General features: G+C 62.8%; 26 protein-coding genes and 2 pseudogenes. 21 read left to right on the top strand and 7 right to left on the bottom strand.

From position 1 onward, the window contains the following. Positions 1 to 8: 8 nt before the first annotated feature. The 7 genes from ACFQT0_RS25810 to ACFQT0_RS25840 form a co-directional block, all read right to left on the bottom strand. Positions 9 to 530, bottom strand: coding sequence for a T9SS type A sorting domain-containing protein (locus tag ACFQT0_RS25810; protein ID WP_380206140.1), 522 nt, complete (start codon positions 528 to 530; stop codon positions 9 to 11). Further along, positions 470 to 2,560, bottom strand: coding sequence for a type IX secretion system sortase PorU (gene porU / locus ACFQT0_RS25815; RefSeq protein WP_380205850.1), 2,091 nt, complete (start codon positions 2,558 to 2,560; stop codon positions 470 to 472). Before porU ends, ACFQT0_RS25810 begins: the two co-directional genes overlap by 61 nt. Continuing rightward, positions 2,545 to 3,708 (bottom strand): hypothetical protein, encoded by a 1,164-nt coding sequence (locus ACFQT0_RS25820; RefSeq protein ID WP_380205851.1) that lies wholly within the window; start codon positions 3,706 to 3,708, stop codon positions 2,545 to 2,547. The genes porU and ACFQT0_RS25820 overlap by 16 nt, the downstream gene beginning before the upstream one ends. After that, positions 3,623 to 3,970: a hypothetical protein gene (locus tag ACFQT0_RS25825; protein WP_380205852.1), complete on the bottom strand. Its 348-nt coding sequence runs from the start codon at positions 3,968 to 3,970 to the stop codon at positions 3,623 to 3,625. The genes ACFQT0_RS25820 and ACFQT0_RS25825 overlap by 86 nt, the downstream gene beginning before the upstream one ends. Before the next feature lie 216 nt (positions 3,971 to 4,186). Further along, positions 4,187 to 4,891, bottom strand: a complete 705-nt coding sequence (locus ACFQT0_RS25830; RefSeq protein WP_380199342.1) for a CDP-alcohol phosphatidyltransferase family protein — start codon at positions 4,889 to 4,891, stop codon at positions 4,187 to 4,189. 61 nt (positions 4,892 to 4,952) lie between these two features. Then, positions 4,953 to 5,261, bottom strand: a complete 309-nt coding sequence (locus ACFQT0_RS25835; protein ID WP_380205853.1) for an MBL fold metallo-hydrolase — start codon at positions 5,259 to 5,261, stop codon at positions 4,953 to 4,955. Continuing rightward, positions 5,227 to 5,607: an MBL fold metallo-hydrolase gene (locus ACFQT0_RS25840; protein WP_380199346.1), complete on the bottom strand. Its 381-nt coding sequence runs from the start codon at positions 5,605 to 5,607 to the stop codon at positions 5,227 to 5,229. The genes ACFQT0_RS25835 and ACFQT0_RS25840 overlap by 35 nt, the downstream gene beginning before the upstream one ends. Positions 5,608 to 5,758: 151 nt before the next feature. Here ACFQT0_RS25840 and ACFQT0_RS25845 point away from each other — a divergent pair. The 21 genes and pseudogenes from ACFQT0_RS25845 to pruA all read left to right on the top strand — a co-directional run. Beyond that, a pseudogene (locus tag ACFQT0_RS25845) lies at positions 5,759 to 5,899 on the top strand (FAD-dependent oxidoreductase); the annotation flags it as partial. Positions 5,900 to 5,924: 25 nt separating this feature from the next. Next, complete coding sequence (locus tag ACFQT0_RS25850; protein ID WP_380206189.1) at positions 5,925 to 6,266, top strand: hypothetical protein; 342 nt, start codon at positions 5,925 to 5,927, stop codon at positions 6,264 to 6,266. Beyond that, positions 6,157 to 6,837, top strand: coding sequence for an NAD(P)/FAD-dependent oxidoreductase (locus ACFQT0_RS25855; RefSeq protein WP_380205854.1), 681 nt, complete (start codon positions 6,157 to 6,159; stop codon positions 6,835 to 6,837). The genes ACFQT0_RS25850 and ACFQT0_RS25855 overlap by 110 nt, the downstream gene beginning before the upstream one ends. A 196-nt stretch (positions 6,838 to 7,033) precedes the next feature. Further along, a complete protein-coding gene (locus tag ACFQT0_RS25860; protein ID WP_380205855.1) occupies positions 7,034 to 7,183 on the top strand; it encodes a hypothetical protein in 150 nt (49 codons plus the stop codon). Positions 7,184 to 7,504: 321 nt separating this feature from the next. Further along, positions 7,505 to 10,333, top strand: coding sequence for a hypothetical protein (locus tag ACFQT0_RS25865; protein ID WP_380205856.1), 2,829 nt, complete (start codon positions 7,505 to 7,507; stop codon positions 10,331 to 10,333). 122 nt (positions 10,334 to 10,455) lie between these two features. Continuing rightward, positions 10,456 to 11,124 carry a heme exporter protein CcmB gene (locus ACFQT0_RS25870; protein ID WP_380206141.1) on the top strand — a complete coding sequence of 223 codons (669 nt, stop codon included), beginning with the start codon at positions 10,456 to 10,458 and terminating at the stop codon, positions 11,122 to 11,124. 29 nt (positions 11,125 to 11,153) lie between these two features. Beyond that, positions 11,154 to 11,909: a cytochrome c biogenesis protein gene (locus ACFQT0_RS25875; RefSeq protein ID WP_380199358.1), complete on the top strand. Its 756-nt coding sequence runs from the start codon at positions 11,154 to 11,156 to the stop codon at positions 11,907 to 11,909. Next, positions 11,899 to 12,141, top strand: coding sequence for a CcmD family protein (locus ACFQT0_RS25880; protein WP_380199360.1), 243 nt, complete (start codon positions 11,899 to 11,901; stop codon positions 12,139 to 12,141). Before ACFQT0_RS25875 ends, ACFQT0_RS25880 begins: the two co-directional genes overlap by 11 nt. Positions 12,142 to 12,231: 90 nt before the next feature. Beyond that, positions 12,232 to 12,660 carry a cytochrome c maturation protein CcmE domain-containing protein gene (locus tag ACFQT0_RS25885; protein WP_380199362.1) on the top strand — a complete coding sequence of 143 codons (429 nt, stop codon included), beginning with the start codon at positions 12,232 to 12,234 and terminating at the stop codon, positions 12,658 to 12,660. Between the two features lie 96 nt (positions 12,661 to 12,756). Then, the gene (locus ACFQT0_RS25890; RefSeq protein WP_380199364.1) at positions 12,757 to 13,827 is read left to right on the top strand and encodes a hypothetical protein; all 1,071 of its coding nucleotides are present in this window, start codon (positions 12,757 to 12,759) and stop codon (positions 13,825 to 13,827) included. 22 nt (positions 13,828 to 13,849) lie between these two features. Next, positions 13,850 to 14,017 (top strand): hypothetical protein, encoded by a 168-nt coding sequence (locus tag ACFQT0_RS25895; RefSeq protein ID WP_380199366.1) that lies wholly within the window; start codon positions 13,850 to 13,852, stop codon positions 14,015 to 14,017. 185 nt (positions 14,018 to 14,202) lie between these two features. Further along, a pseudogene (ccsA, locus tag ACFQT0_RS25900) lies at positions 14,203 to 16,448 on the top strand (cytochrome c biogenesis protein CcsA). 53 nt (positions 16,449 to 16,501) lie between these two features. Then, positions 16,502 to 17,296 (top strand): Rossmann-like and DUF2520 domain-containing protein, encoded by a 795-nt coding sequence (locus tag ACFQT0_RS25905; protein ID WP_380199370.1) that lies wholly within the window; start codon positions 16,502 to 16,504, stop codon positions 17,294 to 17,296. Between the two features lie 71 nt (positions 17,297 to 17,367). Then, complete coding sequence (locus tag ACFQT0_RS25910) at positions 17,368 to 17,703, top strand: 2Fe-2S iron-sulfur cluster-binding protein (protein ID WP_380199372.1); 336 nt, start codon at positions 17,368 to 17,370, stop codon at positions 17,701 to 17,703. Positions 17,704 to 17,821: 118 nt separating this feature from the next. Next, positions 17,822 to 18,058 carry a Fe-S cluster assembly protein IscX gene (iscX, locus tag ACFQT0_RS25915; RefSeq protein ID WP_380199374.1) on the top strand — a complete coding sequence of 79 codons (237 nt, stop codon included), beginning with the start codon at positions 17,822 to 17,824 and terminating at the stop codon, positions 18,056 to 18,058. A 139-nt stretch (positions 18,059 to 18,197) separates the two neighbouring features. Further along, the gene (locus ACFQT0_RS25920) at positions 18,198 to 18,392 is read left to right on the top strand and encodes a cold-shock protein (protein WP_380199376.1); all 195 of its coding nucleotides are present in this window, start codon (positions 18,198 to 18,200) and stop codon (positions 18,390 to 18,392) included. Between the two features lie 133 nt (positions 18,393 to 18,525). After that, positions 18,526 to 19,131, top strand: coding sequence for a UbiA family prenyltransferase (locus ACFQT0_RS25925; RefSeq protein ID WP_380205857.1), 606 nt, complete (start codon positions 18,526 to 18,528; stop codon positions 19,129 to 19,131). Continuing rightward, positions 19,077 to 19,460: a UbiA family prenyltransferase gene (locus ACFQT0_RS25930; RefSeq protein WP_380205858.1), complete on the top strand. Its 384-nt coding sequence runs from the start codon at positions 19,077 to 19,079 to the stop codon at positions 19,458 to 19,460. Before ACFQT0_RS25925 ends, ACFQT0_RS25930 begins: the two co-directional genes overlap by 55 nt. Before the next feature lie 24 nt (positions 19,461 to 19,484). Then, positions 19,485 to 20,180: a YjjG family noncanonical pyrimidine nucleotidase gene (locus ACFQT0_RS25935; protein ID WP_380199380.1), complete on the top strand. Its 696-nt coding sequence runs from the start codon at positions 19,485 to 19,487 to the stop codon at positions 20,178 to 20,180. 198 nt (positions 20,181 to 20,378) lie between these two features. Beyond that, a complete protein-coding gene (locus ACFQT0_RS25940) occupies positions 20,379 to 20,735 on the top strand; it encodes a hypothetical protein (protein WP_380199382.1) in 357 nt (118 codons plus the stop codon). Between the two features lie 60 nt (positions 20,736 to 20,795). Then, complete coding sequence (pruA, locus tag ACFQT0_RS25945; RefSeq protein WP_380205859.1) at positions 20,796 to 22,460, top strand: L-glutamate gamma-semialdehyde dehydrogenase; 1,665 nt, start codon at positions 20,796 to 20,798, stop codon at positions 22,458 to 22,460. The last annotated feature ends 43 nt before the right edge of the window (positions 22,461 to 22,503 follow it).

The raw sequence follows: 22,503 nt of genomic DNA on the forward strand, positions 1-22,503 counted from the left end.
AAGGCGGATTAATTGAGGATGACGAGTTTTTCGTACTTCGAAGCCGTGCTACCGTTGTGCTGCGAGCGCACGCTCAGGCGGTACACGTAAACGCCGCGGGCCAGTTGGTCATTGTATTCGTCGCGGCCATTCCACGTAATACTTTGCTGATGTGCCTCTGAAGTGGGCACCGTGGCCGTTAGGGTGCGTACCAAATGACCGGCCACGGTAAAAATCTGCACTTGCACATCCAGGTTGTCCGGCTCGGAGCCGGCCTGGTTGTGGTCAAAGAAGAACGTAGTTGAGTTGGCAAACGGATTGGGGTAGTTGAGCACGTGGGTCAGGGCCAGCTTTTCGTCGCGGGCCACCACAAACTCGATTTCTCGTTCCGCCGAGTTGTTGTAGGTGTCCCAGGCCTTGAGCCGCAGCGAGTGGGGCCCGGGCGCCAGGTCTTTAAACAAGGTATTGACTTTGCCGGCCCGGAAGTCCCCTACGTTGGAGACGTACCTATCGTTGAGCACAAGCAGCTTGTTGGGGTCGTTGTCGAGCACGGCCGTGATGTCGTGGCCGATGCCCGCGCCGGTGGTGTTGATACCGCTGTCGTCGCTGAGGTTGGCCAGCAGGGTGGTGTTCTGTCCGGTGAGGCCGCCAAACGCGAACGACTCGCTGTCCATAAACAGGTTGATAACCGGCGGAATGGTGTCGCGGGCCACGCCCGAAGCCGCCCCGCCCACCGATTTGAGTGGTAGCCGTTGGCGTCGACGCGGTTGGTGCCATCGAAGGCGTACAGGCTGATTTTGCCCAGCCCAATGTTATAGTTAATGTCCTTGGGCACGACGAAGGAAAGGCTGAATTCGCCGTTTTTCACTTCGGCCTGGCCGCCATAAATCAGGTTCTCCTGCACCTCCACCGGGCGGGGCGCGTCGCGCAACGTACTGGAAACGGCCGGGTTGTATTCATTGCCCAGGGTCATCACGGTGGTGGGCTTGTCGTAAATAGAAACCTGGGCCCGGCCCGTGAAAGCACTGTTGAACGCGCCATTGTTCTGCAAGCGGCCGTGCAGCCGCACCCGGGCCAATGCTTTGAGCGTATCGGCGGGCGCCCAGGCGCCGGCCACGCGGGTCCGGATGCTATCGAGCACCACGCTTTGCCGGGGGTAGGCCAGCGTCATGCTCGGGTCGGCCAGCAGCACGTAGTTGCGGTTGTTGATAACGCCCGGCTGGCCCGCGCCGGGGTAGTCGTTCTTGCTCAGCATCACCACGGTGCCGATGCTGGGCATCTGCCCGTTCACGGGCCGCAGCACGCGGTTGAAATACGCCTGGTTGAGCCCGGCATTGAGCCCGGCGTCCACCACGCGGGTGGTGGTAAACAGCCCCACGGCCCCACCGGTGGCGTTATCGGTGAGGGCCTGCTCCCCGGCCGAAGTAAAATCGGGGTTGTCGTAGGTGCTGAAGTCGCAGGTGCCGGTGGTGAAGAACGTCAGGTTGTTGGCGTTGCGCAGGGCTAGCACCGAGGCGTTGGTCAACATTTGCTCGTCGGTCCAGCCCTTGGGGCCGCCGTGGCCCAGGTAGTTGACAATCAGGGACCCTTGCTCAATGGACTGGTCGATGGCGCGGCTGGCTTCCAGCGAGCGCTGCCCCGCCGACACGGCCACCTGCGGGTACAAATCGAGGTACACTTTGTGCACGTTGTACACCGGATAATCGGTTTGGATGCTCTTGGCAATCAGCTCCGAGCCCTGGCCCACGAACAAATCCCCTTCCCCATCGTCCGACACCAGCGTAATGCGGTTGCGCCACTTGCCGTAAGCCGGCACCGCATCGTAGCCGATGATTTTATCGACTACCACCTTGGCCTGGCTGGCGTTGGTCTTCTCACCCCTGGGCATGCGAATGGGCAGGCGGCCCACCCCCATGTCGAGCAGTTCGCTGCCGGGGCGCTGCTCGTCCCACTCGCCTTCGTTGTCGTCGAGCAGGGCGTAGTAGTCATCGGAAGAATAGCTGGCCTGCCCGAATGCGCCGCCATAAAACGGAGCCAGCGACTCGCGCGACTCGTAGGTGGGCACGTAGTTCTGGTTGACGGCGTCAAAGTCCGGGTCGGATTTGAACGGGCTGCGGTCTTTCCACCACGTGGGCTCGAATGCTTTGTCGTTGTAAGGGCCCGACTTGTAGTCGAAGGAAGCGTCGCCGAACAGCAGCAGCTGCATTTGCTTGCCGGCCGGGGCCCGGTCGTACAGCTGCTTCATCAGGTCGCGGATGGCCGTCACGTCCTGCCCGCCCGAGCCGTACTCGTTGTATACTTCTGCCGTGGTCACCACGGCCACGCGCAGCTTGTCGTGGGCGGCGCGGTGGCTGGCCAGCCGCTGCGCCTCCCCTTTAAACGCCGGATAGGTCACGATAACCAAATCCAGCAGCGCGTTGGGGTTGCTGTTGAGGACGTGCAGGTCCTGGTTGGGCACTTTGCCAAAGGCCCGCGGGCGGTTGAACGTGCCGTTGGGCTGCAGCGCCACGTACTCGCGCAGGGTATCGGCGGGCGCCACGAAGGTGGCAGTGGCCCCGGCCATGCTCAGCGGGCGGGCCACGGGCCGGCGGGGTTGGTCACGTCCCACACCACCGCCCCAGTGGCGTTCGCCAGCTCAAACCGATTCAAGGCCTGGGGCGCGATATTGCTCAGGGAGCGAAACTCCAGCTGCGCGCCGCTCAGCAGCAGCTGCCGCTGGGCATTGATTTCCAGGTAGTCGAGGTAGCCAACAGCCCCGGGGTCGCCGCTGCTGTAGCTCAGGCCCACCCGCAGCACCTCCCCGGGCGCCGGAAGGGCCACCTGTTTGGTGACCGTGCTCACGGTGGCAATGGCGCCAAACTCGTAGTTGGGCTTGGCATCGAGGGGCTGACTGCCCAGCGAGGCCCCGTTCAAAGTGAGCTGAAAAGCGCTGGCGGCCGCCGAATTCGCGACCACCGACGACGTGACCCGGATGGGCGTGCCCGGCAGCAGGTCGGGGATGCTGCTAAATGGAATTTCCAGCTGCCCGGTGTTTGCCATGCTCTCCCCTACCCAGTTGCGGCCCGAGCCTGAGCCACTGGAGCCGGCCTTGTGCATCAGGTTGAGCAGGTCGTGCTCGTGAAAGGCGCGGTGCGTGAAGCTGGTGATAGTGGGCGTGGTGCTGGTGGCAGCCAGCGCGGCGGCCGTGGGCACGCGGCGCCCGGCCGTGCTGTTCACCGTCACGAAATAGTAGGTGGTGTCGGTGTAAATGTTGTTGCGGTGCTTGAATATGCCGCCCTGCGCTTCCCAGGTATGGGCGCCGGGCGAGTAAAACAGCACGTACTCGTTGTCGTCGAACACATTGTCGGCGTTGCCCACAAACAGCACGTTGTTTTCGGCCAGGTCGTCGGGGCGCGGGGCGGCGTTGGGCTGGGGCAGCACGCCCATGGCGTTGCCGTACACGTGCAGGTTGTTGGGATTAATGCCCTGCAGGGTTTTGAGGCCCATCACGTCGAGCAGCGCCGTTTTGTCGAGCTTGTAGATGCCGCTTTCGGCCACGCCCAGCTTGTACCAGTCGCCGGAGGCCAGCACCGAACGCGTGGCGTGCGGGCGGGCCGCCGTGCCGCGGGCGGCAGCTTTGCCGGCGCCGGGCGTGTAGCGATAATCAAACGAAAGCAGGCGCTCGGGCTGGCCGGTTTGGGGGTTGCGGCGCACGGGGCGCAAACTCAGGTGCGTCACCACCTGCTTCATCTCGGTGCCCGACGTGAGTGGGCTCGGGCCCGGCCGGCAGCTTGGCCGCGTTGAAGAGCTTAGTATCGGCCGCCGAAAAAGGCTCGTACACCAGGTTCACCAGCTCGCCTTGGCCCACCGCGCCGTTGAGCCGCAGGCTATACCAGCCTACCTGGTCGTCGAAGGCCGGATGGGCCTCGTTGAAGGTGGGCACTTTCTGCTTGCGCGTGCTTAGGCTGGGCACTTCGGCGTAGCCGCCCCACTTGATGATACCGTGCGCCATGGCCGTTCCTACCGACTGTGCCCGCGCCGGTGCAACCGCCTCCATTATTAATCCCGCAAACGCAACGAAGAGAAAAATGGACGCATAGACAATGTTTTGACCCTGCTGCTGACACGGCGACTGGGCCGACAGGCTCCGCAACAGTACGGCCCGTCAGCAGGTTCACCCGGTGGCAGCTTCATAACAACCAAATAATCGAATTATTGTGAGTACTGATTACTCTGCACCCCGCGCGGCTGTCTTCGGAACCGATAACAGCACGTACAGCAGCACCACCAGCGGCACCGCCGCCGCGCGCAAAACAAGTATCAGCCCCACGGCCAGCAGCAAAAACATAAACCGCCGCCGGTTATCAGCCCAACGCAGGTTTTTGAACTTCAAGGCGAAAAGCGGCAGCTCGGCCACCAGCAGCCCCGACAGCAGCGCCGTGAGGCCCAGCAGCAGCCAGGGATTCAGAATAATCGGCGCCAGCCCAAACTGGTCGTACGCCAGGATGAGGGGCAGCGAGGCCACCACCAGCGTGCAGGCCGGTGTGGGCAAGCCAATGAACGAGGTAGTCTGCCGGGTGTCGTTGTTGAACTTGGCCAGCCGCAGGGCCGAGAAGATGCTCACCGCAAAGCCCAGGTACGGCACCCATTCGGGCAGCCCGCCTGGCTTGAGGCCCTGGGCCAGCAGCTGAAAGAAAATGGCCCCCGGCACCACCCCAAACGACACCATATCGGCCAGCGAGTCCAGGTCTTTGCCGATGGCCGACGACACGCGCAGGGCCCGGGCTACGAGGCCGTCGGCAAAATCGGCCGCGGCCGCGGCGGCCACAAACCAGGCACCCAGGTCCAGGCGGCCGTTAAAGATGCAAGTCAGCGCCAGGCAGCCGCACAAGAGGTTCAGGCAGGTAATGGCGTTGGGCAGGTGTCTTTTCAAAGTCAAAGAAGAATGAGGAATGAAGCTTGAGAAATTATCAGGAATGGGAATTCTTCATTCCTCATCCTTCATTCCTCATTAAAAACGGGTTGCTGCGCCGCTCCTCCCCGATGGTGGTGGCCGGGCCGTGCCCGGGATACACCACCGTGGCATCGGGCAGGGTCATCAGCTCGGTTTCGATGCTGTGCAGCAGCTCGGCGTGGTTGCCGCCCGGCAAATCGGTGCGGCCGATGCTGCGCTGAAACAGCACGTCGCCGCCGATGACCGTGGCCGTGGGCTCGTGGTAGAACACCACGTGGCCCGGCGCGTGGCCCGGCGCAAACCGCACTTCCAGCTCAACTTCGCCGAAGCGGACGGGCTGGCCGGCCACCAGGCTCGCCGGTAGGCTCGGCGGGCTGATACTGCGGAAAGCCGTAGTTGGCGGCGTAGGTGGGCACGGCCCGCAGCGTAGCCAAATCCAGCCGGTGCAGCAGAAACGGGGTGCCGGGCCAGGTGGTGAGCACAAACTGGTTGCCGAGCACGTGGTCGATGTGGGCGTGGGTGTTGAGCAGCACCGCCACCTGCAGGCCGTTGGTTTCGATGTACTGCCGCAGGGCCTGCTGCTCGGCGGGGGCGTAGCAGCCCGGGTCCACGATGGCGCATTGCCGCGTGGCGTCGTCAATCAGCAGGTAGGTGTTTTCGGAAAAAGCGTTGAAAGTAAAACCGGCGACAGTCATGCGAAATAGAGTCTCTGAGCGATGCGGAAAGGTACGACGCCTGCCTTTACGGCGCTGAGGCTAAGCCCGACCAATCAAGGCGCAATTAATAGTGCGCCGGGATAATGCTTATCATTCTCAATTAAGCGCAAAGTCCCTTACCTTGCCACCCATGACAGACTGTGATTATCTGGTAGTAGGCCACGGCATTGCGGGCGCTACCCTGGCCTACGTCCTGCGTGAGCGAGGCCACCACGTGCTCGTGTACGACCCGGGGCAGCTCAATTCTGCCTCCAACGTCGCGGCCGGGCTCATGAACCCGGTGGCCGGCAAACGCTTTGCCCTCACCTGGCGCGGGGCCGAGCCTGCTGCCTTTCGCGGCCGCGTTCTACCGCGAGCTGGAGCAGCGCTACGGCCAGCAGTTTTTCACCGAAACCCCGATTTTCAAGATTTTCAGCTCCCTGGAAGAGCAGAATGCCGTTCTGGCCCGCAGCGCCGACCACCCCTGGGAAGACTTCGTAGCCGACCTCGAAACGAGCGACCCGCAGCTGGCCGGCATTCACGCCCCGTTTGGGGGCGCGTGGCTGCAGCACGGCGGGCACGTGGCGGTGCGCGAGCCTGCTGGCCGTGCTGGCGGCCGAGGGCATGCGCGACGGCTGGCTGCGAACCGAGCGTTTTGATTGGGCTAAGCTCGGCACCGACGCCGATGGCGCCACGTACGCCGGCCAGGTGCGGGCGCGCCACGTCATCTGCTGCGAGGGCGCGGCGGTCGTGCGCAACCCCTACTTCAGCTGGCTGCCCATCACGCCCAACCAGGGCGAGGTGCTGGACGTGGAATGCCCCGGCCTGAGCCCGGACCAGGTGCTCAACCGGGGCGCCTACGTGGTGCCGGTGGGCCCCGAGCGGTTCCGGGTGGGGGCTACCTACCGCTGGCCGCCGTTTACCGAAGGCCCTACGGCCGTGGGGCGCGAGGAACTGGCGGCCCGGCTCACGGTGGTTACGGATTTGCCGTTTGCCGTGGTGGGGCAGCGGGCCGGCGTGCGGCCGGCCGTGCGCGACCGCCGGCCGCTGCTGGGCCCGCACCCGGTGGTGCCGTCGCTGAGCTTCTGCGGGGGCTACGGCTCCAAGGGCGTGATGCTGGCCCCGCGGCTGGCCGTGCTCCTGGCCGACTGGCTGGAAGACCGCGCCGAAATCTGGCCCGACGTGAGCCTGCTGCGCTACAACGCCCTGCAGCCGGTTGGCGTAAGTTGAGCCATTTGATACCGGCTCCGGTGGGGCCGCAGCTTCTTTGAATTTCGAAACGCGGGGTTGGAACAAATCCGCGGTAAAAGCCTTTATTACAGCACGCCCGGGCGGTTTTGCTACCCAGCAAAACCCGGGCGCGGCTCCTTCAAAAATTTCGGCGCTTTCAGCGGACTAATTTTCGTCTTTGCTCGTTGCTTCTTCTATGAACATTCTACTATACACGAAGCGTACGCTGGGGGTGCTGGCGCTGCTCTGCCCGCTGCTCGATGCGCCGGCGGCCCGGGCCCAGACGGCCCAGGAGCCGTTTGGCCGGGTGCGCATTCAGTACAAGGAGTTTCGGTGGCAGCAGTGAGCACCCAGAACTTCAACGTGATGTACTACGACGGCGGCCAGGCCAGCGCCCGCCGGGCAGCCGAGTACGCCGAAAAGGAGCTGCAACGTATCACGGCGCTGATTGGGTACTACCCCTACTCCAAAACCACCATGCTGTTTTACAACTCGGTGGGCGACCTGCGGCAGAGCAACGTGGGCCTCACCGCCACCCAGCAGCAGATAAACGGCGGCGAAACCCCGCTGGCCCGCATGAGCAAGGTGCAGATTGCCTTCGCCGGCCAGGAAACCGAGTTTAAGCGCGAGCCTGAGCACCCAGATTACCGAGGTATTGCTCAACGACATGATGTACGGCGGCTCGCTCAAGGAAGTGCTGCAGAGCAGCTACCTGCTGCAGCTGCCCAACTGGTTTATTGCCGGGGCCTCGGCCTACGCCGCCGAAGGCTGGAGCGTGGACATGGACGGCTTCATGCGCGACATGAGCAAGCAGCACCCCACCGGCAACCGCACAGCTCCGTACTTCTTGCGCAGCTCCACGCTGGCCGGCCAGAGCATCTGGAACTACGTGGCCGAGCGCTACGGCTACACCACCATCCAGAACATTCTGAACCTGACGCGCATCACCCGCGACGTGGAAGTGGGCATCAGCTCTTCGCTGAATGTGCCGTTTAAAGTCTTTATGAAAGACTGGCTCGCGTACTACCGCGACCTCAACGGCCAGCCCGTTGCCACGCTGGTGGAGCCCGACAAGAAGTTCCGCCAGAGCGGCCGCAACCGGCACGCCGACGTGTTTTCGCAGCCCGTTATCAGCCCCAACGGCAAGCAGGTGGCCTACGCCCAGAACGAGCAGGGCCGCTACCGCGTGATGGTGATGGACCGCGACGGCACGCACCGCCACATCATCAGCCGCGGCGGCCACAAAACGCCCGACCAGGAAGTAGAAACGCGCCTGCCAGCCCTGGCCTGGCGCGGCAACTCCCAGGTAGCCATGGCCGAGATGCGCCGCGGCGAAATGACCCTGCGCCTGCGCGACGCCGACGGCTACGGCCTCGTGACCCGGGTGCGCGAGGCCATCCGGTTTTCGCGGCCCGCGTCGCTGTTCGGTGCCTACGACCAGGTGCTGAGCATGAGCTATGCGCCCGACGGCAAGGCGCTGGTGTTTAGCGCCGTGCGCGACGGCCAGAACGACATTTACCTGCTGCGGGCCGGCAGCCGCAAGGCCGAGCAGCTCACCAACGACTTGTTCGACGACGTGCAGCCGGTGTTCCTGCCCGGTGGCCAGGGGCTGGTGTTCAGCTCCAACCGCTACCTCGACTCAGCCGGCCGGGCCCGCCCCGCCACGTTCCAGAACGTGGTGAACAACTACGACCTGTTTGTGTACCACCTCGACGGGCGGCCCATCCCCGTGGAAACGCTGGTGAGCACCATCTCGAACGAAACGCGGCCCCGCGCCATCTCCGACGACGAAATCCTGTACCTGGGCGAAGAAAGCGGCGTGCGGGCCATGTACCGCTACTCGCTGAAAACCAAGCAGCAAACCCTGCTCACCAACTGGCTGCCCAACACCCAGGACTTCGACTACAGCCCGCAGACGTCGGCGCTGGTGTTTGTGGCGCCGGCTCAGGCCCGCGACATTCTCTACGTGTACCCCACCTACCCGCTGCCTGCGGGGCTGCCCCTCACCAAAACTGCCCGCCAGCAAACCCTGGAAGCCCGCTCGGCGCCGCCCCAGGCCGCGGCGCCTCCCCGCCCGGCCGTTCCGGCCCCGGCGCCCGCCCCGGTTCCCGATGCCGTGACCCCGGCCGATTCGGTGCGCGTCGATTCGACGGCCACAGCCCCGGCCGATTCGACGGCTACCATTGCCGGCCGCCGCGCCCAGCCCGCCAAAGCCCAGGGCAAGGTCAACACCAGCGACTACCAGTTTGAGGAGGACGAGCCGGTGCAGGCCGTGCAGGCCAAGCGGCGGCGCGCTTCGGTGGCTACCGCTGCCCAGCGTACTCCCGAAGCCACGACGCTGGCTGGTCCCTACCGCTACGACACGCGGTTTATGGCCGACAATGTGTCGACGGCCCTTTACGTCGACCCATTGCTGGGGCTGGGTTTGCAGTTCAAAGCGGCCCTGACCGACGTGCTCGAAAACCAGCGCATCGACGCCAGCTTATTCGGCTTGTTTGACCTGCGCACCAGCAACATCCGCGCTTCGTACACCAACCTCACGCGCCGCTACGACTGGAGCGTGGCGTACCAGAAGCAGGCGTATTTCGTCGACATCAACGGCGGCGACTTCCGCTACGGCCGCCACGAAATAGCGCCCACCATTGCGTATCCGCTCACCCACAACCTGAGCGTGCGCGGCGGCCCCCGGTTCGTGAACATTTCGCGGACCCGCCTGGGCGACGTGTCGACCGAGGAAGACGAGAGCTCCAACTACCTGGGCTACAGCGGCGAAGTAGTATTTGATAACAGCATTGCCACCGGCGTAAACATGGTATCGGGCACGCGCATGAAAGCCAGCCTGCAAAGCCAGAACAACCTCGACAATAAGCGCCTGAATTTCAGCAAGTTTGTGATTGACTTGCGGCATTACCAGAAATTGAGCCGTTCCATTGTGTGGGCCAACCGCGCCAGCTACGGGCAGTTCTTTGGGCGGCGGCAGCAGCAGTTCCGGGTGGGCGGCATGGACAACTGGCTCAACGCCGGCTACGAAGAGCCCCGCTTCCCGCTCGACTACTCGGCCCCCGACCAGGTGTTCAACCAGGAGTTTGTGACCAACCTGCGCGGCTTCGACTACAGCGCCCGCAGCGGCCCGCGCTACGTGCTGTTCAACAGCGAGCTGCGCATTCCCATTGTGCAGTACTTCGCCCGCAAGCCCATCTACTCGGGCTTCTTCCGCAATCTGCAGCTCACCGGCTTTGCCGATGCCGGCACGGCGTATTCGGGCAGCAACCCGTTTGGCACCGACAACTCTTCGAACACGCAGCCGGTGTTCCCGCCCGGCAATTTCTTCTCGGCCACGGTTATCAACTTCCGCAATCCGTTCCTGGTCGGCTACGGCGTGGGTGCCCGCACCACGCTGCTGGGCTTCTACGGCAAAGTAGACGTGGCCTGGGGCCAGGAAGACTATGTCACCAGAGGCCCGAAGTTCTACTTCTCCCTGGGCTACGACTTCTAGAGAAGGCGAGGATTTGCCAGAACGTCCTGCTGCGGCTCTGCCCGGCAGGACGTTCTTTGCAGCCGTTCCGGCCGGGTTCGGTCGTATCTTTGCGGCTCGGAACCGAACCCTCGACTGTGCCCCTGCTTCGCGAAATTACCACCCTGCTAGCCAAAGACTTCCGCCTCGAATGGCGGCAGAAGTCGGCGTTGGGCGGGCTGCTGCTGTACGTGGGCAGCACCGTGTTTGTGTGTTTCCTGAGCTTTAGCCTGCGCGGCGGCACGCCGCCGCCGCCTGCCTGGAACGCGCTGCTGTGGGTTATCCTGCTGTTTGCGGCCATCAACGCCGTAGCCAAGGGCTTCATGCAGGAAAGCCCGGGCCAGCGCCTGTATTACTACACGCTGGTGCGGCCCCAGGCCATTATCCTGGCCAAAATGCTCTACAATGCCCTGCTGCTGATGGTAGTGGCGCTCTTGGGCTTGTTTCTCTACACGGTATTTCTGGGCAACCCCATTCAGGACGCGCCGCTGTTTGTGGCCAACCTGCTGCTGGGAGCCGTGGGCTTTGCCACCACGCTCACGCTGGTGTCGGGCATTGCGGCCAAGGCCGGCGGCAACGGCGCGACGCTCATGGCCGTGCTCGGCTTCCCGGTGATGGTGCCCATGCTGCTGCTGCTCATCAAAGTGAGCAAAAATGCCCTCGACGGCCTCGACCGCAGCGTGAGCGAGCAGTCGCTGCTGACCCTGCTGGCCCTCAACATGCTGGTGGGGGCGCTGTCTTACGTGTTGTTTCCTTATCTGTGGCGCGGCTAGCCCGCTGCTTCTCGCGCATTGATTTCCTTATGACTAGTGCAAAAATTATTGGCAGTGTGCTGGGCTTGCTCTTCACGGTGGCGGGCGTCTGGGGCGGTCAGCGGCTGATTGAGCAGCGCAGCACTGGCCTGGCCTGGAAAGCCCTGACGGTGCTGCTGCTGGTGGGCGGCTCAGCAGCCGGGATACTGGTGAGCGTGCCGCCCCTGCCCATCGTCAACGAGAGCATCCGCAACCTGTTTTTCCACGTGCCCATGTGGTTTTCCATGATAATGGTGCTGATGGTGTCGGTGTGGTATTCGATTCTTTACCTGCGCAATCCCTCGACCCGGCTCGACATTCTGGCCCACGAGTCGGCCAAGACGGGCATTGTGCTGGGCCTGCTGGGCCTGGCCACCGGCAGCCTCTGGGCCCGCTTCACCTGGGGCGCCTGGTGGACGCCCGACCCGCGCCTGAACGGGGCGGCCGTGGCCATGCTCATCTACGGCGCCTACCTAGTGCTGCGCGGCTCCTTCCGCGACGAGCAGCAGCGAGCCCGCGTGTCGGCCATCTACAACATCTTCGCCTTTGCGGCGGTCATTCCGCTTCTGTTTATCCTGCCGCGCCTCAGCGGCCCCTCGCTGCACCCCGGCCAAACCGGCAACCCCGGCTTCAGCCAGTACGACCTCGACCAGACCATGCGCCAGGTGTTTTACCCGGCCGTGATTGGCTGGATTTTGTTTGCCTTTTGGCTCACCCAGGTTAGCAGCCGCTTTGCTTTCCTGAAACTTAAACTCGATGAAAACTAGCCCATTCCAGCGCCTTGCTGGCTTTTTCCTGCTGCTATTGCCCCTGCTGCTTTCGGCCGGCACCGCCTTTGCCCAATCGGCCGAAGCCCCCGAAATGGCCGATGCCCTGCGCGCCAACGGCAAAATCTACGTGGTGGTGGCCGTGGTGGCCGTCATTGTGACGGGCCTTCTGCTCTACCTCATTTCCCTCGACCGCAAAGTGAGCCGGCTCGAGCAGCAAATAAAAAAATAGCGGGGCACCCAACCCCGCCGCTGTCTGTTGCTAACTTAGTAGTGGCAACAGTTTACTGTTGAGCTATCCAAAAATTCGACTACGTCCCATATGAAGAAGTCGCACCTTTTCGTCCTGGCCATTATTGCGGTGGCCGCCGCCATCATCCTCAGCACCACCGCCGATGCCAGCGTGTACGTGGGCTTTGGCGAAGCCCGGCAGCGGGCCGCCGAGGGCAACACCACCAAAGTGCACGTGGTGGGCAAGCTGCTGCGCGACGGCCAGAAGCGCCCCATCGACCTGGAATACGACCCCATGAAGGACCCCAACTACTTCGCATTCACGCTGGTAGACTCCCTGCACGTAGCCCAACGGGTTATTTACAACAGCCCCAAGCCGCAGGACTTCGACGCTTCGGAGCAGGTGGTAATTACCGGCAACATGCGCGGCAAGGTCTTTATGGCCGACAAAATCCTGCTCAAGTGCCCCAGCAAGTACGTGAAGAAGGATTTGGACGGGGCCACGGCATCGGCCAAATAATCATTGAGGAGCGAGCCATTGATAAAGCCCGGAGCTGCAGAAACGACTTTTCGCTTCTGGTGCTGCGCGCTTTTTCAGGTGCTACTGCTGGCTGCTTTGGGTCCAGCCGCCTCGGCTCAAGTACCCAACGACAACATTGAAAACCGCCAGCGGCTCCGGGCCGAAGAAGTGGTGACGTCCAGCACCACCGGCTGCACCGTGCAGCGCGACTGCGTGGACGAACGCCTGACGGGCAAGTGCATCGAGTACCACAACGACCAGTGGTTTGAGTTTACCCCGGCCACGTCGGGGCGCTATTTTGTAAACATTGGTGGGCAAAAATGCCGCGACGTACGCGGCGTACAGTTGGTGGTGCTCACCGGCCAGCCCTGCCAGCCGGCCACCTACCGCATCTTGAGTTGTACTTCCCTCGGCACCCAGGACGACGTGTTTGTCACGCTGGATTCGCTGCGGGCTGGGCAGCCATACTTGCTGGACGTGGACGGCTACCTCAAGGATTTCTGTCAGTTCACGCTGCAAGTGAGCACGAAGGCAGCGGGCATGCCCGTGAGCTATTTCCCGCCCAACCCCACCCGGGTGCTGCCCACCGCCAGCCCGGTAGTGGAACTGCGCTGGACCTTGCCCGACTCCCTGGACGCGGCACCCGCTTGCCGGGTGATGCGCCGCGAGGTGCACCAGTACCGCAGCACCGAGGTGCGCCTGGTACCCGTGCAGCGCGACACCTACGGCCGGCCCGTGCTGGAGTATGTCATCACCGACACCCTGCCCGGACCCGGCATCTACGACTACCAGGTGGTGACGACCCGGGGCGATACCGGCCCGGCTCCCGTCCGCCTGCGCCAGTGGTGGTACGGCTACGGTTCCGGTTCTACACTGCCCGGTGTGGCTACTGCCAACTCTGCCGTGCTGGCGCTGCCCCTGCGCAAGTACCCCGCCAAATCCAATTTATCGGTGGTCATCACCAACCCTGGCAACGGTCAGGTGTTATTGTCCCGGCAGCTCGTCAACCAGCCCACCAACCGCCGACAGGGCCAGTTGCCGGTACGCAAGTGGCAGGAGGCCGGAATAGAAAAAATTGCGGTCGAAATCACGTGTCATCCGCCGCGTGGTCACTTTTTCACCGACCGCTTGTTGTTAGTGCTGCCGCCTGTGGCCGCGCTGCGGTAAATTTGCCCGATATTCTTTGCGTATGAACTTATTAATAGGAAACATTGGCCACCTCAGCGTCATCGTGGCGTTTGCGGCGGCGCTGGTTGCCGCTTATAGTTACTTCCAGGCCACACGCGGCCGGGAGCTGGGCGACGACGACACCAACTGGCTGCGCATCGCCCGCGGAGCTTTTTCGTGCACGGCCTAGCCGTACTGGTGGTGGTGGGCGCTCTGTTCAACATCATTCAGGCCCACCGCTACGAGTACTACTACGCCTGGAGCCACAGCTCCAACCACCTGCCGGTGGAGTACATGATTTCCTGTTTCTGGGAAGGCCAGGAAGGCAGCTTCCTGCTCTGGATTTTCTGGCATGTGGTGCTGGGCTTCTTCATCATGCGCTTCAACCGCAAGTGGGAAGCGCCCGTGATGGCCGTTTTCAGCGGCGTGCAGCTGTTTTTGGTGAGCATGATTCTCGGCGTGGTGCTGGGCGGGGTGAAAATCGGCTCGTCGCCGTTTATCCTGTTGCGCGACTTCATGACCGACCTGCCGGTGTTCAAGATGAACCCTGACTTTGTGCCCAAGGACGGTACCGGCCTCAACGCCCTGCTGCAGAACTACTGGATGGTGATTCACCCGCCCACGCTGTTCCTGGGCTTTGCCCTCACGCTGGTGCCGTTTGCCTTCGCCATTGCCGGCCTCTGGAAAAAGAGCTCACCGCCTGGGTAAAGCCCGCCATTCCGTGGACGCTCATCGGCGGCGGTGTGCTGGGCGTGGGTGTCGTGATGGGCGCTTACTGGGCTTATGAAACCCTGAACTTCGGCGGCTACTGGAACTGGGACCCGGTCGAGAACGCCGTGTACATTCCCTGGCTGGTGCTGGTGGCCTCGCTGCACGGCATGGTGCTCTGGCAGAAGCGGCGCACCGGCTTGCGCACCTCATTTGCGCTGGTGGTGGCCACGTTTATCCTGATTCTATACGCTACGTTCCTCACCCGCAGCGGTGTACTGGGCAATGCGTCCGTGCACTCCTTTACGGACCTGGGCCTGTCGGGCCAGTTGTTCATTTACATGGCCGTATTCTCGGTGCTGGCCATTGCGTTGCTGGTGTACCGCTGGAAGGAAATCCCGGTTTCTGAGCGGGAGCTGACTGTGTACAACCCCGAACTGTGGGTGTTTGTGGGCGCTACGGTGCTGTGCCTGGGCGCGTTCCAGGTGCTGTTCACCACCAGTATTCCGGTTTACAACTCTTTGATGGGCCTAATTGGCATTAAAACCAACGTGGCCCTGCCCGCCGACCAGATTGCCCACTATTCCAAAATGCAGCTCTGGATGGGCGTGTTTGTGGCCCTGCTTTCGGGCGTGGCCCAAATCATGTGGTGGCAGCGCAACGACAAGACCACGCTGGTCAACTCCCTCACGGCTCCTACCCTGCTCACCCTGCTGGGCACGGCGCTGGTGGTACTGCTGGTTCGCTACAATGGCCTCAGCATTTCGCCGGCTTACGTGGTGCTCACGCTGGCGGGCTTGTTTGGCGTATTGGCCAATTTCGGCACCATTTTCACCCTGTTGCGCCGGGGCGTGCGGCTTTCGGGCGGCGCCGTGGCCCACCTCGGCATCGCGCTGATGTTGCTGGGTATTCTGGCTTCGGCGGGGTATTCTAACATCATTTCGCGCAACGTGTCGGGCCTGCTGTACTCGCGCGAGTTCGATGAGGAGCTGAACCGCGACAACGTGCTGCTGTGGCGCAACGAAACCACCACCATGCAGAAGTACGAGCTGACCTACACTGGCCAGTACTTCGACGTACCCGGCGTGCCGGGCTACGTAGACAAGCAGTTCCTGTTCCGCACCGACGACGACTACAAGGCCCTGGCCCGCGCCCCCATCGTGGCCAACGGCAAGACCTACTACAAGACCGGCGACACCGTCGCCATCATGCCCGAGAACACCTACTACCGCATTGCCTACAAAGACAAGGAAACGGGCGAGCAGTTTGTGCTCTACCCGCGCGCGCAGGTAAACGACGAAATGGGCGAAGGCGGTCTGCTGGCTTCGCCGGCCATCAAGAAATTCTGGGGCCACGACATCTACTCGCACGTGAGCTCGGTGCTCGACCCGCGCAAGGAAAAGCAGTGGAGCGAGGCCAAGGAACACGTGCTGGCCGTGGGCGACACCATCTTCCTGAACGACTACTTTGCCGTGTTCCGGGCCATTGAGCCGGCTCACGAAACGGCCGGGCTCAACCTGAAAAAGGGCGACCTCGCCCTGCAGGCCGACATGATTGTGCACGGCGAAAAGCGGAAGTACCACGTGCACCCCGTGTTTGTGGTGCGCAACCGCCTGGTGGGCCGCGTGCCCGACGAAGTGGACGACCTGGGTGTGCGCCTGACCCTGGATAACATCGACCCCGTGGCCGGCAAGTTCACCTTCTCCGCGAGCACCACCCAGAAGGACTATGTCATTCTGAAAGCCATGGAAAAGCCCTTCATCAACCTGCTGTGGAGCGGCACGCTGCTCATGGCGCTGGGCTTCGGCCTGAGTGTGCGCCAGCGCGGGCGCAAGGGCGCAGTAGCCGAAGCCCCCGATGCCGCAGGCACGCCCGAGCCGGCCCGCACAGTACGACCCCAGCCAGTCGGCTAGCCCAATTTTCCATCTGCGGGCATGCCGAGCTTGCTTTTTGATTTTCGCCGGTAATGCCGCACGATACTCCTGGTTCATTACGCATTGGCCTGCTGGGCGCCGGGCGCGTGGCCAGCCACCTGGGCCCGGCGCTGGTAGCGGCGGGCCATAGCGTGGCCTTTGTGTGGAGCCGAACGGCTCAATCGGCTGCGGCCCTGGCTGCCCAACTGCCCGGCGCAGTGGCCCTGAGCAGCCTGGCTCCACCGCTGCCGACGGCCGATGTGTACCTGCTGGCCGTTCCCGATGCCGCGGTGGCGCCGCTGCTGGCCGGCCCCACCTGGCCGGCCGGGGCGCTGGTCGCGCATTTGGCGGGAGCCTTGCCGCTCAGCGTGTTCGACAGCCAGCCCAATTTGCGAGGCGGCGTGTTTTATCCCCTGCAAACCTTCAGCCCCGGCCGGGCCATCGACTGGCCCACGGTGCCGCTGTGCATCGAAGCCAACGACCTTTCGGCCGAAGCCACGTTGCTGGACTTGGCTCGCAGCCTGAGCCAGCACGTGCGGCGGCTCGACTCGGCGCAGCGGCTCAAGCTGCACGTGGCGGCCGTGTTTGCCAACAATTTCACCAACCACCTGTTGGGCATTGCCGACGCCCTGCTGGCCGAAGCCGACCTGCCGCCGGCCCTGCTGGCGCCGCTGGTGCGCGAAACGGTGGACAAAGCCCTGGCTAATCCGCCCTTCGCGGTGCAAACCGGGCCGGCCGTGCGCCGCGATGCGCCCACCGTGGCGGCTCACCAGGCGGCGCTGGCGGCGCATCCGGCGTGGCAGGCCCTCTACGCGCAGCTCACCGCCAGCATTCAGGCCCAACTTTGATGCCGGGGCCGGGCGGAGTACCTTTGCGGCGGCAACCGCCGAGTCATTTTTCGCATTTTTCGCTTTAAGTTTTGTCTGTTCCCGCCACTACCATCACCTTCCAACTCAGCGACGGCCAGCCGGCCCAAACCCACGTGGCGGCCCCCGGCGAGTCGGTGCTCGACGTGGCCCTCAACAACGGCATTCAGCTCCAGCACAACTGCGGCGGCGTGTGCGGCTGCAGCACCTGCCACGTCTACATCAATTCGGGCGGCGACGACCTGCCCGAAATCAGCGACAAGGAAGAAGACTTCATTGACCGCGCCGAAAACCCGCGCATCAATTCCCGCCTGGCCTGCCAGTGCGTGGTGCAAGCCGGCACGCAGGCGGTGGTCACCGTGCCGCCCCAGCACTTCCTGGGACACTAATTTTTTAGGGTACGGGGGTAGGAGGGCAGGAGGGTGTGAGGGAAGTTTGCTGACCTCGCTCGCTCTGCTGAAAATAACTCCTACCCACCTACCCTCCTACCCCCATACCCTAAAGAGAATGAATCACTTTGAGCCGCCCATGCACTGGGCCGACCACGAGGACATTGCCATGGCTCTCTACGAGAAGTTTGGCAACGACTTCACCGAAGCCAAAATCTACCGCATTCGCTTCACCGATTTGATTGAGTGGGTCCTGAGCCTGCACAATTTCGACGGCACCCGCGAGCAGGCCACCGAAGGCCACCTGGAGCAAATCCAGGCCAAGTGGGTGTACGAGTGGCGCGATAACAAATAACGGCTGGGATTAGCGTGCGGGCCAGCCAACCCGCCGCTGAGTTCCCGCGTAAGCTGCCCTGAAATGCGTAAAACCGTTTCAGGCATTCCTGCAGCCTTTACCCGGGCAGTTTCCCATCTTTCCATTTTTGTTTTTTTGCATGAAAACCGGCATCATTAAATTTTTCAACGAAGCCAAAGGCTATGGCTTCGTGACCGACGACCAATCGAAGGAGGACTTCTTCGTGCATGTAACCGGCCTGAACGGGGCGACCGTGCAACAAAATGACCGGGTGGAATTCGAAACACAGGAAGGCCGCAAAGGAATCAACGCCGTCAACGTGCGCAAAGTCTGAGTCAGCTCAACCACAACGGGGCAACCCACCAAAAGCTTCTCCCCTCCGGAGAAGCTTTTTTGTTGCGTTCGCCGGCCCAACGCGCAGCCGGCTCCGCCACTTTCGCCGACCTTTGCCCCCGCAAGTGCACCCCATGACTTCCCGCCCGCCCAAGCTGCCTGCTGCCGTGCCCCCGCCCCCAGCGGCCGGGCTGGGCACGGCCCTGCCCACGCTGGTGCGCTGGCCCAACCTGCTCATCATGCTGCTGTGCCTGGTGCTGGTGCGGGCCGGCCTGCTGCTGCCGGAGCTGCCCCTGTCCACGGCCCTGCTCAATGCCCGCTTCGGGCTCCTGGTGCTGGCGGCGCTGCTGGTGGCCGCTGGCGGCTACATCATCAACGACTACTACGACGTCAAAATCGACGCCATCAACCGGCCCGACCGGCTGGTGATTGGGCGGGTGGTGCGCCGCCGCAAGGCCATGCTGGCCCACTTGCTACTCAGCGGCGTGGGCGTGCTGCTGGCAGGCTGGCTGCATCCGGTGCTGGGGGCCGTCACGCTGGGTACGGCCCTGCTGCTGTGGGGCTACTCGGCCCGGTTCAAGCGGGTGGCGCTGGTGGGCAATGTGAGCATTGCCACGCTCACGGCGGCGCTGGTGCTGCTGCCCGAGCTGCGCTGCAGCTCGAGCGCAACGACAGCAACAGCGTGGTGTGGCCGTATGCCCTGGCCGCGTTTCTGCTCACGGTGGTGCGCGAGATTGTGAAGGACGTGGAGGACATGCGCGGCGATGCCCAGCACGGCTGCCGCACGCTGCCCCTCGTGGTGGGCGTGGCCCAAACCAAATGGGTGGCCGGCATCTTCCTGGCTTGCCTGGCCTTGCTAACCATGGGCGCCACCGCGCGGTTGTTGATGAACGGGCACTGGCCGCTGGGCACGTGGCTGCTGCTGCTGGTGTTGCTACCGCTGGCGCAGCTGGCCCGCCTGCTTTTGCGCGCCGACCGCCGGCGTCACTTTAAGCACCTCAGTGCCTGGTGCAAGGGCATTATGCTGGCGGGGGTGCTGAGCATGGCGCTGGCCGGGAGCGTCGGTTAATTATTCACTATTCGTATTTGCTGTTTGAAAACGTACCGCCACCTCTTCTTTGACCTCGACCACACACTGTGGGACTTCGAGAAAAACGCCAACGAGACGCTGCGCACGCTCTACGACCGGCACAATTTTGCCCGTTTCAGCACCTTCACCGTGGAGGAATTCATCAACGTGTACAGCGACGTTAACCACGCGCTGTGGCGCTTGTACCAAAGCAATAAAATCTCGCAAAAGCAGCTGCGGGAGGTCCGCTTTGTGCGGACGCTGACCAAGCTGGGCGTAGCGGAGGCGGATATTCCGCCCACCATTTCGGCCGAATTCACCGACATTCTGCCGCAGAAATCGGCGGTATTTCCCTTTACCCACGAGGTGCTGGATTACCTGAAATTGAGCTACCGCCTGCACTTAATAACGAACGGGTTCAACGACATCCAGGGCATCAAGCTGGCTTCGTCGAACCTGACGCATTACTTCGAGGAAGTGATTACCTCCGAGCACAGCGGCCACCTCAAGCCCGACCCGCGCATGTTCCAGCACGCGCTGGAGCGCACCGGCGCCACCGCTGCCGAAAGCCTGATGATAGGCGACAACCTGGAATGCGACGTGCTGGGCGCCTACAACGCCGGCATCGACCAGGTATATTTCAACCCCGACAAACGCCGCCATTTCAACCAGATAACGCACGAAATCAGCTGTCTGAGCGAATTGAAGCACATTCTATAGCCCCCTTATGATACATCTGATTGGCATGTCGGGCCGCCGGGGCAGCGGCAAAGACACCGTGGCGCGCCTGCTGCAGCGCCAGCAGCCCGAGCGCCTCTGGCAAATCCGCTCCTTCGGCGATTCTATCAAGTCGGTCTGCGCGGCCCTCACGGGCGAAGACGTGGCACCTTATTACACCCAGAAAGGCAAGGCCCACTGGTGCCCACCTTCCAGCGCACCCGGGGCGAAATGCTGCAGCAAGTGGGCCAGGCGCTGCGCGTGTGGGAGCCCATGGTGTGGGTCGATGCCTTTTTTGCCGCGCTGCCGCACGATGCCTGTGTGCTGGTGCCCGACGTGCGCTTCGCCAACGAAGCCGACCCCATCCGGGCCCGCGGCGGCCTGATGCTGCGCATCGAAGGCGACCCGCTCAAGCAGCGCGGCGACGGCACCCGCGACGACAACCATCCCAGCGAAACCGCGATGGATACGTATCAGCACTTTGATTTTACGATTTACAATACCGGCTCTTTCAAGGACCTGGAGCAGCAAGTAAAGGAGCTGGCGAAACGGCTTTGAGATTCGCTTTACCTTTGCTTCCTCCCACTCAAAACTCCATAAACACCTAACCCGCACCTTATGGCCAACGCCTTTTTCAACGTCCCCGTCCCGATTAACGAACCCGTGAAAGGCTACGCGCCGGGCTCCAAAGAGAAGCTCGAGCTGCAGCAGCAGCTCAAGAGCCTGCGGCAGCTGGAGCTGGACATTCCGATGTATATCGGCGGGAAGGAAGTACGGACCGGCAAGACGCAGCGCATCAGCCCGCCCCACGACCACCAGCGCACCATTGGCCATTTCCACGCCGGCGACGCCAGTCACGTTACCCTCGCCATTGAGGCCGCCCTGGCTGCCCGCACGGCTTGGGCTGAATTGCCCTGGGAGCACCGTGCCGCCGTGTTCCTGAAAGCAGCTGATTTGCTGGCTGGCCCGTACCGCGCCCGCATCAATGCGGCCACCATGTTGGGCCAGAGCAAGAATGCGTTTCAGGCTGAAATCGATGCAGCCTGCGAGTTGATTGACTTCTTCCGGTTCAACGTGTATTACATGCAGGAAATCTACAAGCAGCAGCCCGAGAGCCTGCCCGGCATGTGGAACCGCGTGGAGCACCGCCCGCTGGAAGGCTTCGTGTTTGCCCTCACGCCGTTCAACTTCACGTCCATCGCCGGCAACCTGCCGTCGTCGGCCGCTATGATGGGCAACGTGGTAGTGTGGAAGCCCGCCAACACCCAGATTTATTCGGCTCAGGTGCTGATGGAGCTGTTCAAGGAAGCCGGCGTGCCCGACGGCGTGATTAACCTCGTGTACGTGGACGGCCCCACGGCCGGCGACGTCATCTTCGCACACCGCGACTTTGCCGGCATCCACTTCACGGGCTCCACCGGCGTGTTCCAGAACATCTGGAAGACCATCGGCCAGAACATTCACCTCTACAAATCCTACCCGCGCATCGTGGGCGAAACCGGCGGCAAGGACTTCATCCTGGCTCACCATTCGGCTCACCCCAAAGCCGTGGCCGTGGCCATGAGCCGGGGCGCGTTTGAATACCAGGGCCAGAAATGCTCGGCTGCGTCGCGCGTGTACCTGCCGTCGAACACGGCCACCGAAATATTGGGCTACGTGAAGGAAGACCTCGCCTCGTTTAAAATGGGCGACGTGGAAGACTTCGGCAACTTCGTCAACGCCGTTATCAGCGAGGCTTCCTTTGATAAGCTCGCCAAGTACCTCGACGACGCCAAGGCCGACCCGAACGTGGAAATCATTGCCGGCGGCGGCCACGACAAGTCGAAAGGCTACTTCATCGAGCCCACGGTCATCGTGGCCAAAGACCCGAAGTACGTGACCATGTGCGAGGAGCTGTTCGGACCGGTGCTCACGGTACACGTCTACGACGAGACCAAGTTTGAAGAGACCCTGGAGCTGGTGGACACCACTTCGCCCTACGCCCTCACCGGCGCCGTGTTTGCCCAGGACCGGTACGCCATCGACCTGGCTTCCAAGCGCCTGATGAACGCGGCCGGCAACTTCTACATCAACGACAAGCCCACCGGCGCCGTGGTGGGCCAGCAGCCTTTCGGCGGCGCCCGCGCCTCCGGCACCAACGACAAAGCCGGCTCGCAGCTCAACCTGATTCGTTGGGTGTCGCCCCGCGCCATCAAGGAAACCTTCGTGCCGGTTACCGACTACCGCTACCCCTTCCTGGGTTCGGAGCCGGCCGAAGACCTGAACCGCGACAAAGGCTTGTAAGAGCGTTTTCCTGGAACTGATTTAAATTCAGTTCAATATGTAA

It is taken from the genome of Hymenobacter humi (genome assembly GCF_042665855.1).
GTDB classification, from domain to species: domain Bacteria; phylum Bacteroidota; class Bacteroidia; order Cytophagales; family Hymenobacteraceae; genus Hymenobacter; species Hymenobacter humi.

Coding starts and splice junctions, on each gene's coding strand:
- iscX (WP_380199374.1), top strand. CDS start 17,822: ATGAATCACTTTGAGCCGCCCATGCACTGGGCCGACCACGAGGACATT.
- ACFQT0_RS25920 (WP_380199376.1), top strand. CDS start 18,198: ATGAAAACCGGCATCATTAAATTTTTCAACGAAGCCAAAGGCTATGGC.
- ACFQT0_RS25825 (WP_380205852.1), bottom strand. CDS start 3,970: ATGGCGCACGGTATCATCAAGTGGGGCGGCTACGCCGAAGTGCCCAGC.
- ACFQT0_RS25865 (WP_380205856.1), top strand. CDS start 7,505: ATGATGTACGGCGGCTCGCTCAAGGAAGTGCTGCAGAGCAGCTACCTG.
- ACFQT0_RS25820 (WP_380205851.1), bottom strand. CDS start 3,708: ATGAAGCAGGTGGTGACGCACCTGAGTTTGCGCCCCGTGCGCCGCAAC.
- ACFQT0_RS25840 (WP_380199346.1), bottom strand. CDS start 5,607: ATGACTGTCGCCGGTTTTACTTTCAACGCTTTTTCCGAAAACACCTAC.
- ACFQT0_RS25885 (WP_380199362.1), top strand. CDS start 12,232: ATGAAGAAGTCGCACCTTTTCGTCCTGGCCATTATTGCGGTGGCCGCC.
- ACFQT0_RS25925 (WP_380205857.1), top strand. CDS start 18,526: ATGACTTCCCGCCCGCCCAAGCTGCCTGCTGCCGTGCCCCCGCCCCCA.
- ACFQT0_RS25875 (WP_380199358.1), top strand. CDS start 11,154: ATGACTAGTGCAAAAATTATTGGCAGTGTGCTGGGCTTGCTCTTCACG.
- ACFQT0_RS25860 (WP_380205855.1), top strand. CDS start 7,034: ATGAACATTCTACTATACACGAAGCGTACGCTGGGGGTGCTGGCGCTG.
- ACFQT0_RS25880 (WP_380199360.1), top strand. CDS start 11,899: ATGAAAACTAGCCCATTCCAGCGCCTTGCTGGCTTTTTCCTGCTGCTA.
- ACFQT0_RS25895 (WP_380199366.1), top strand. CDS start 13,850: ATGAACTTATTAATAGGAAACATTGGCCACCTCAGCGTCATCGTGGCG.
- pruA (WP_380205859.1), top strand. CDS start 20,796: ATGGCCAACGCCTTTTTCAACGTCCCCGTCCCGATTAACGAACCCGTG.
- ACFQT0_RS25905 (WP_380199370.1), top strand. CDS start 16,502: ATGCCGCACGATACTCCTGGTTCATTACGCATTGGCCTGCTGGGCGCC.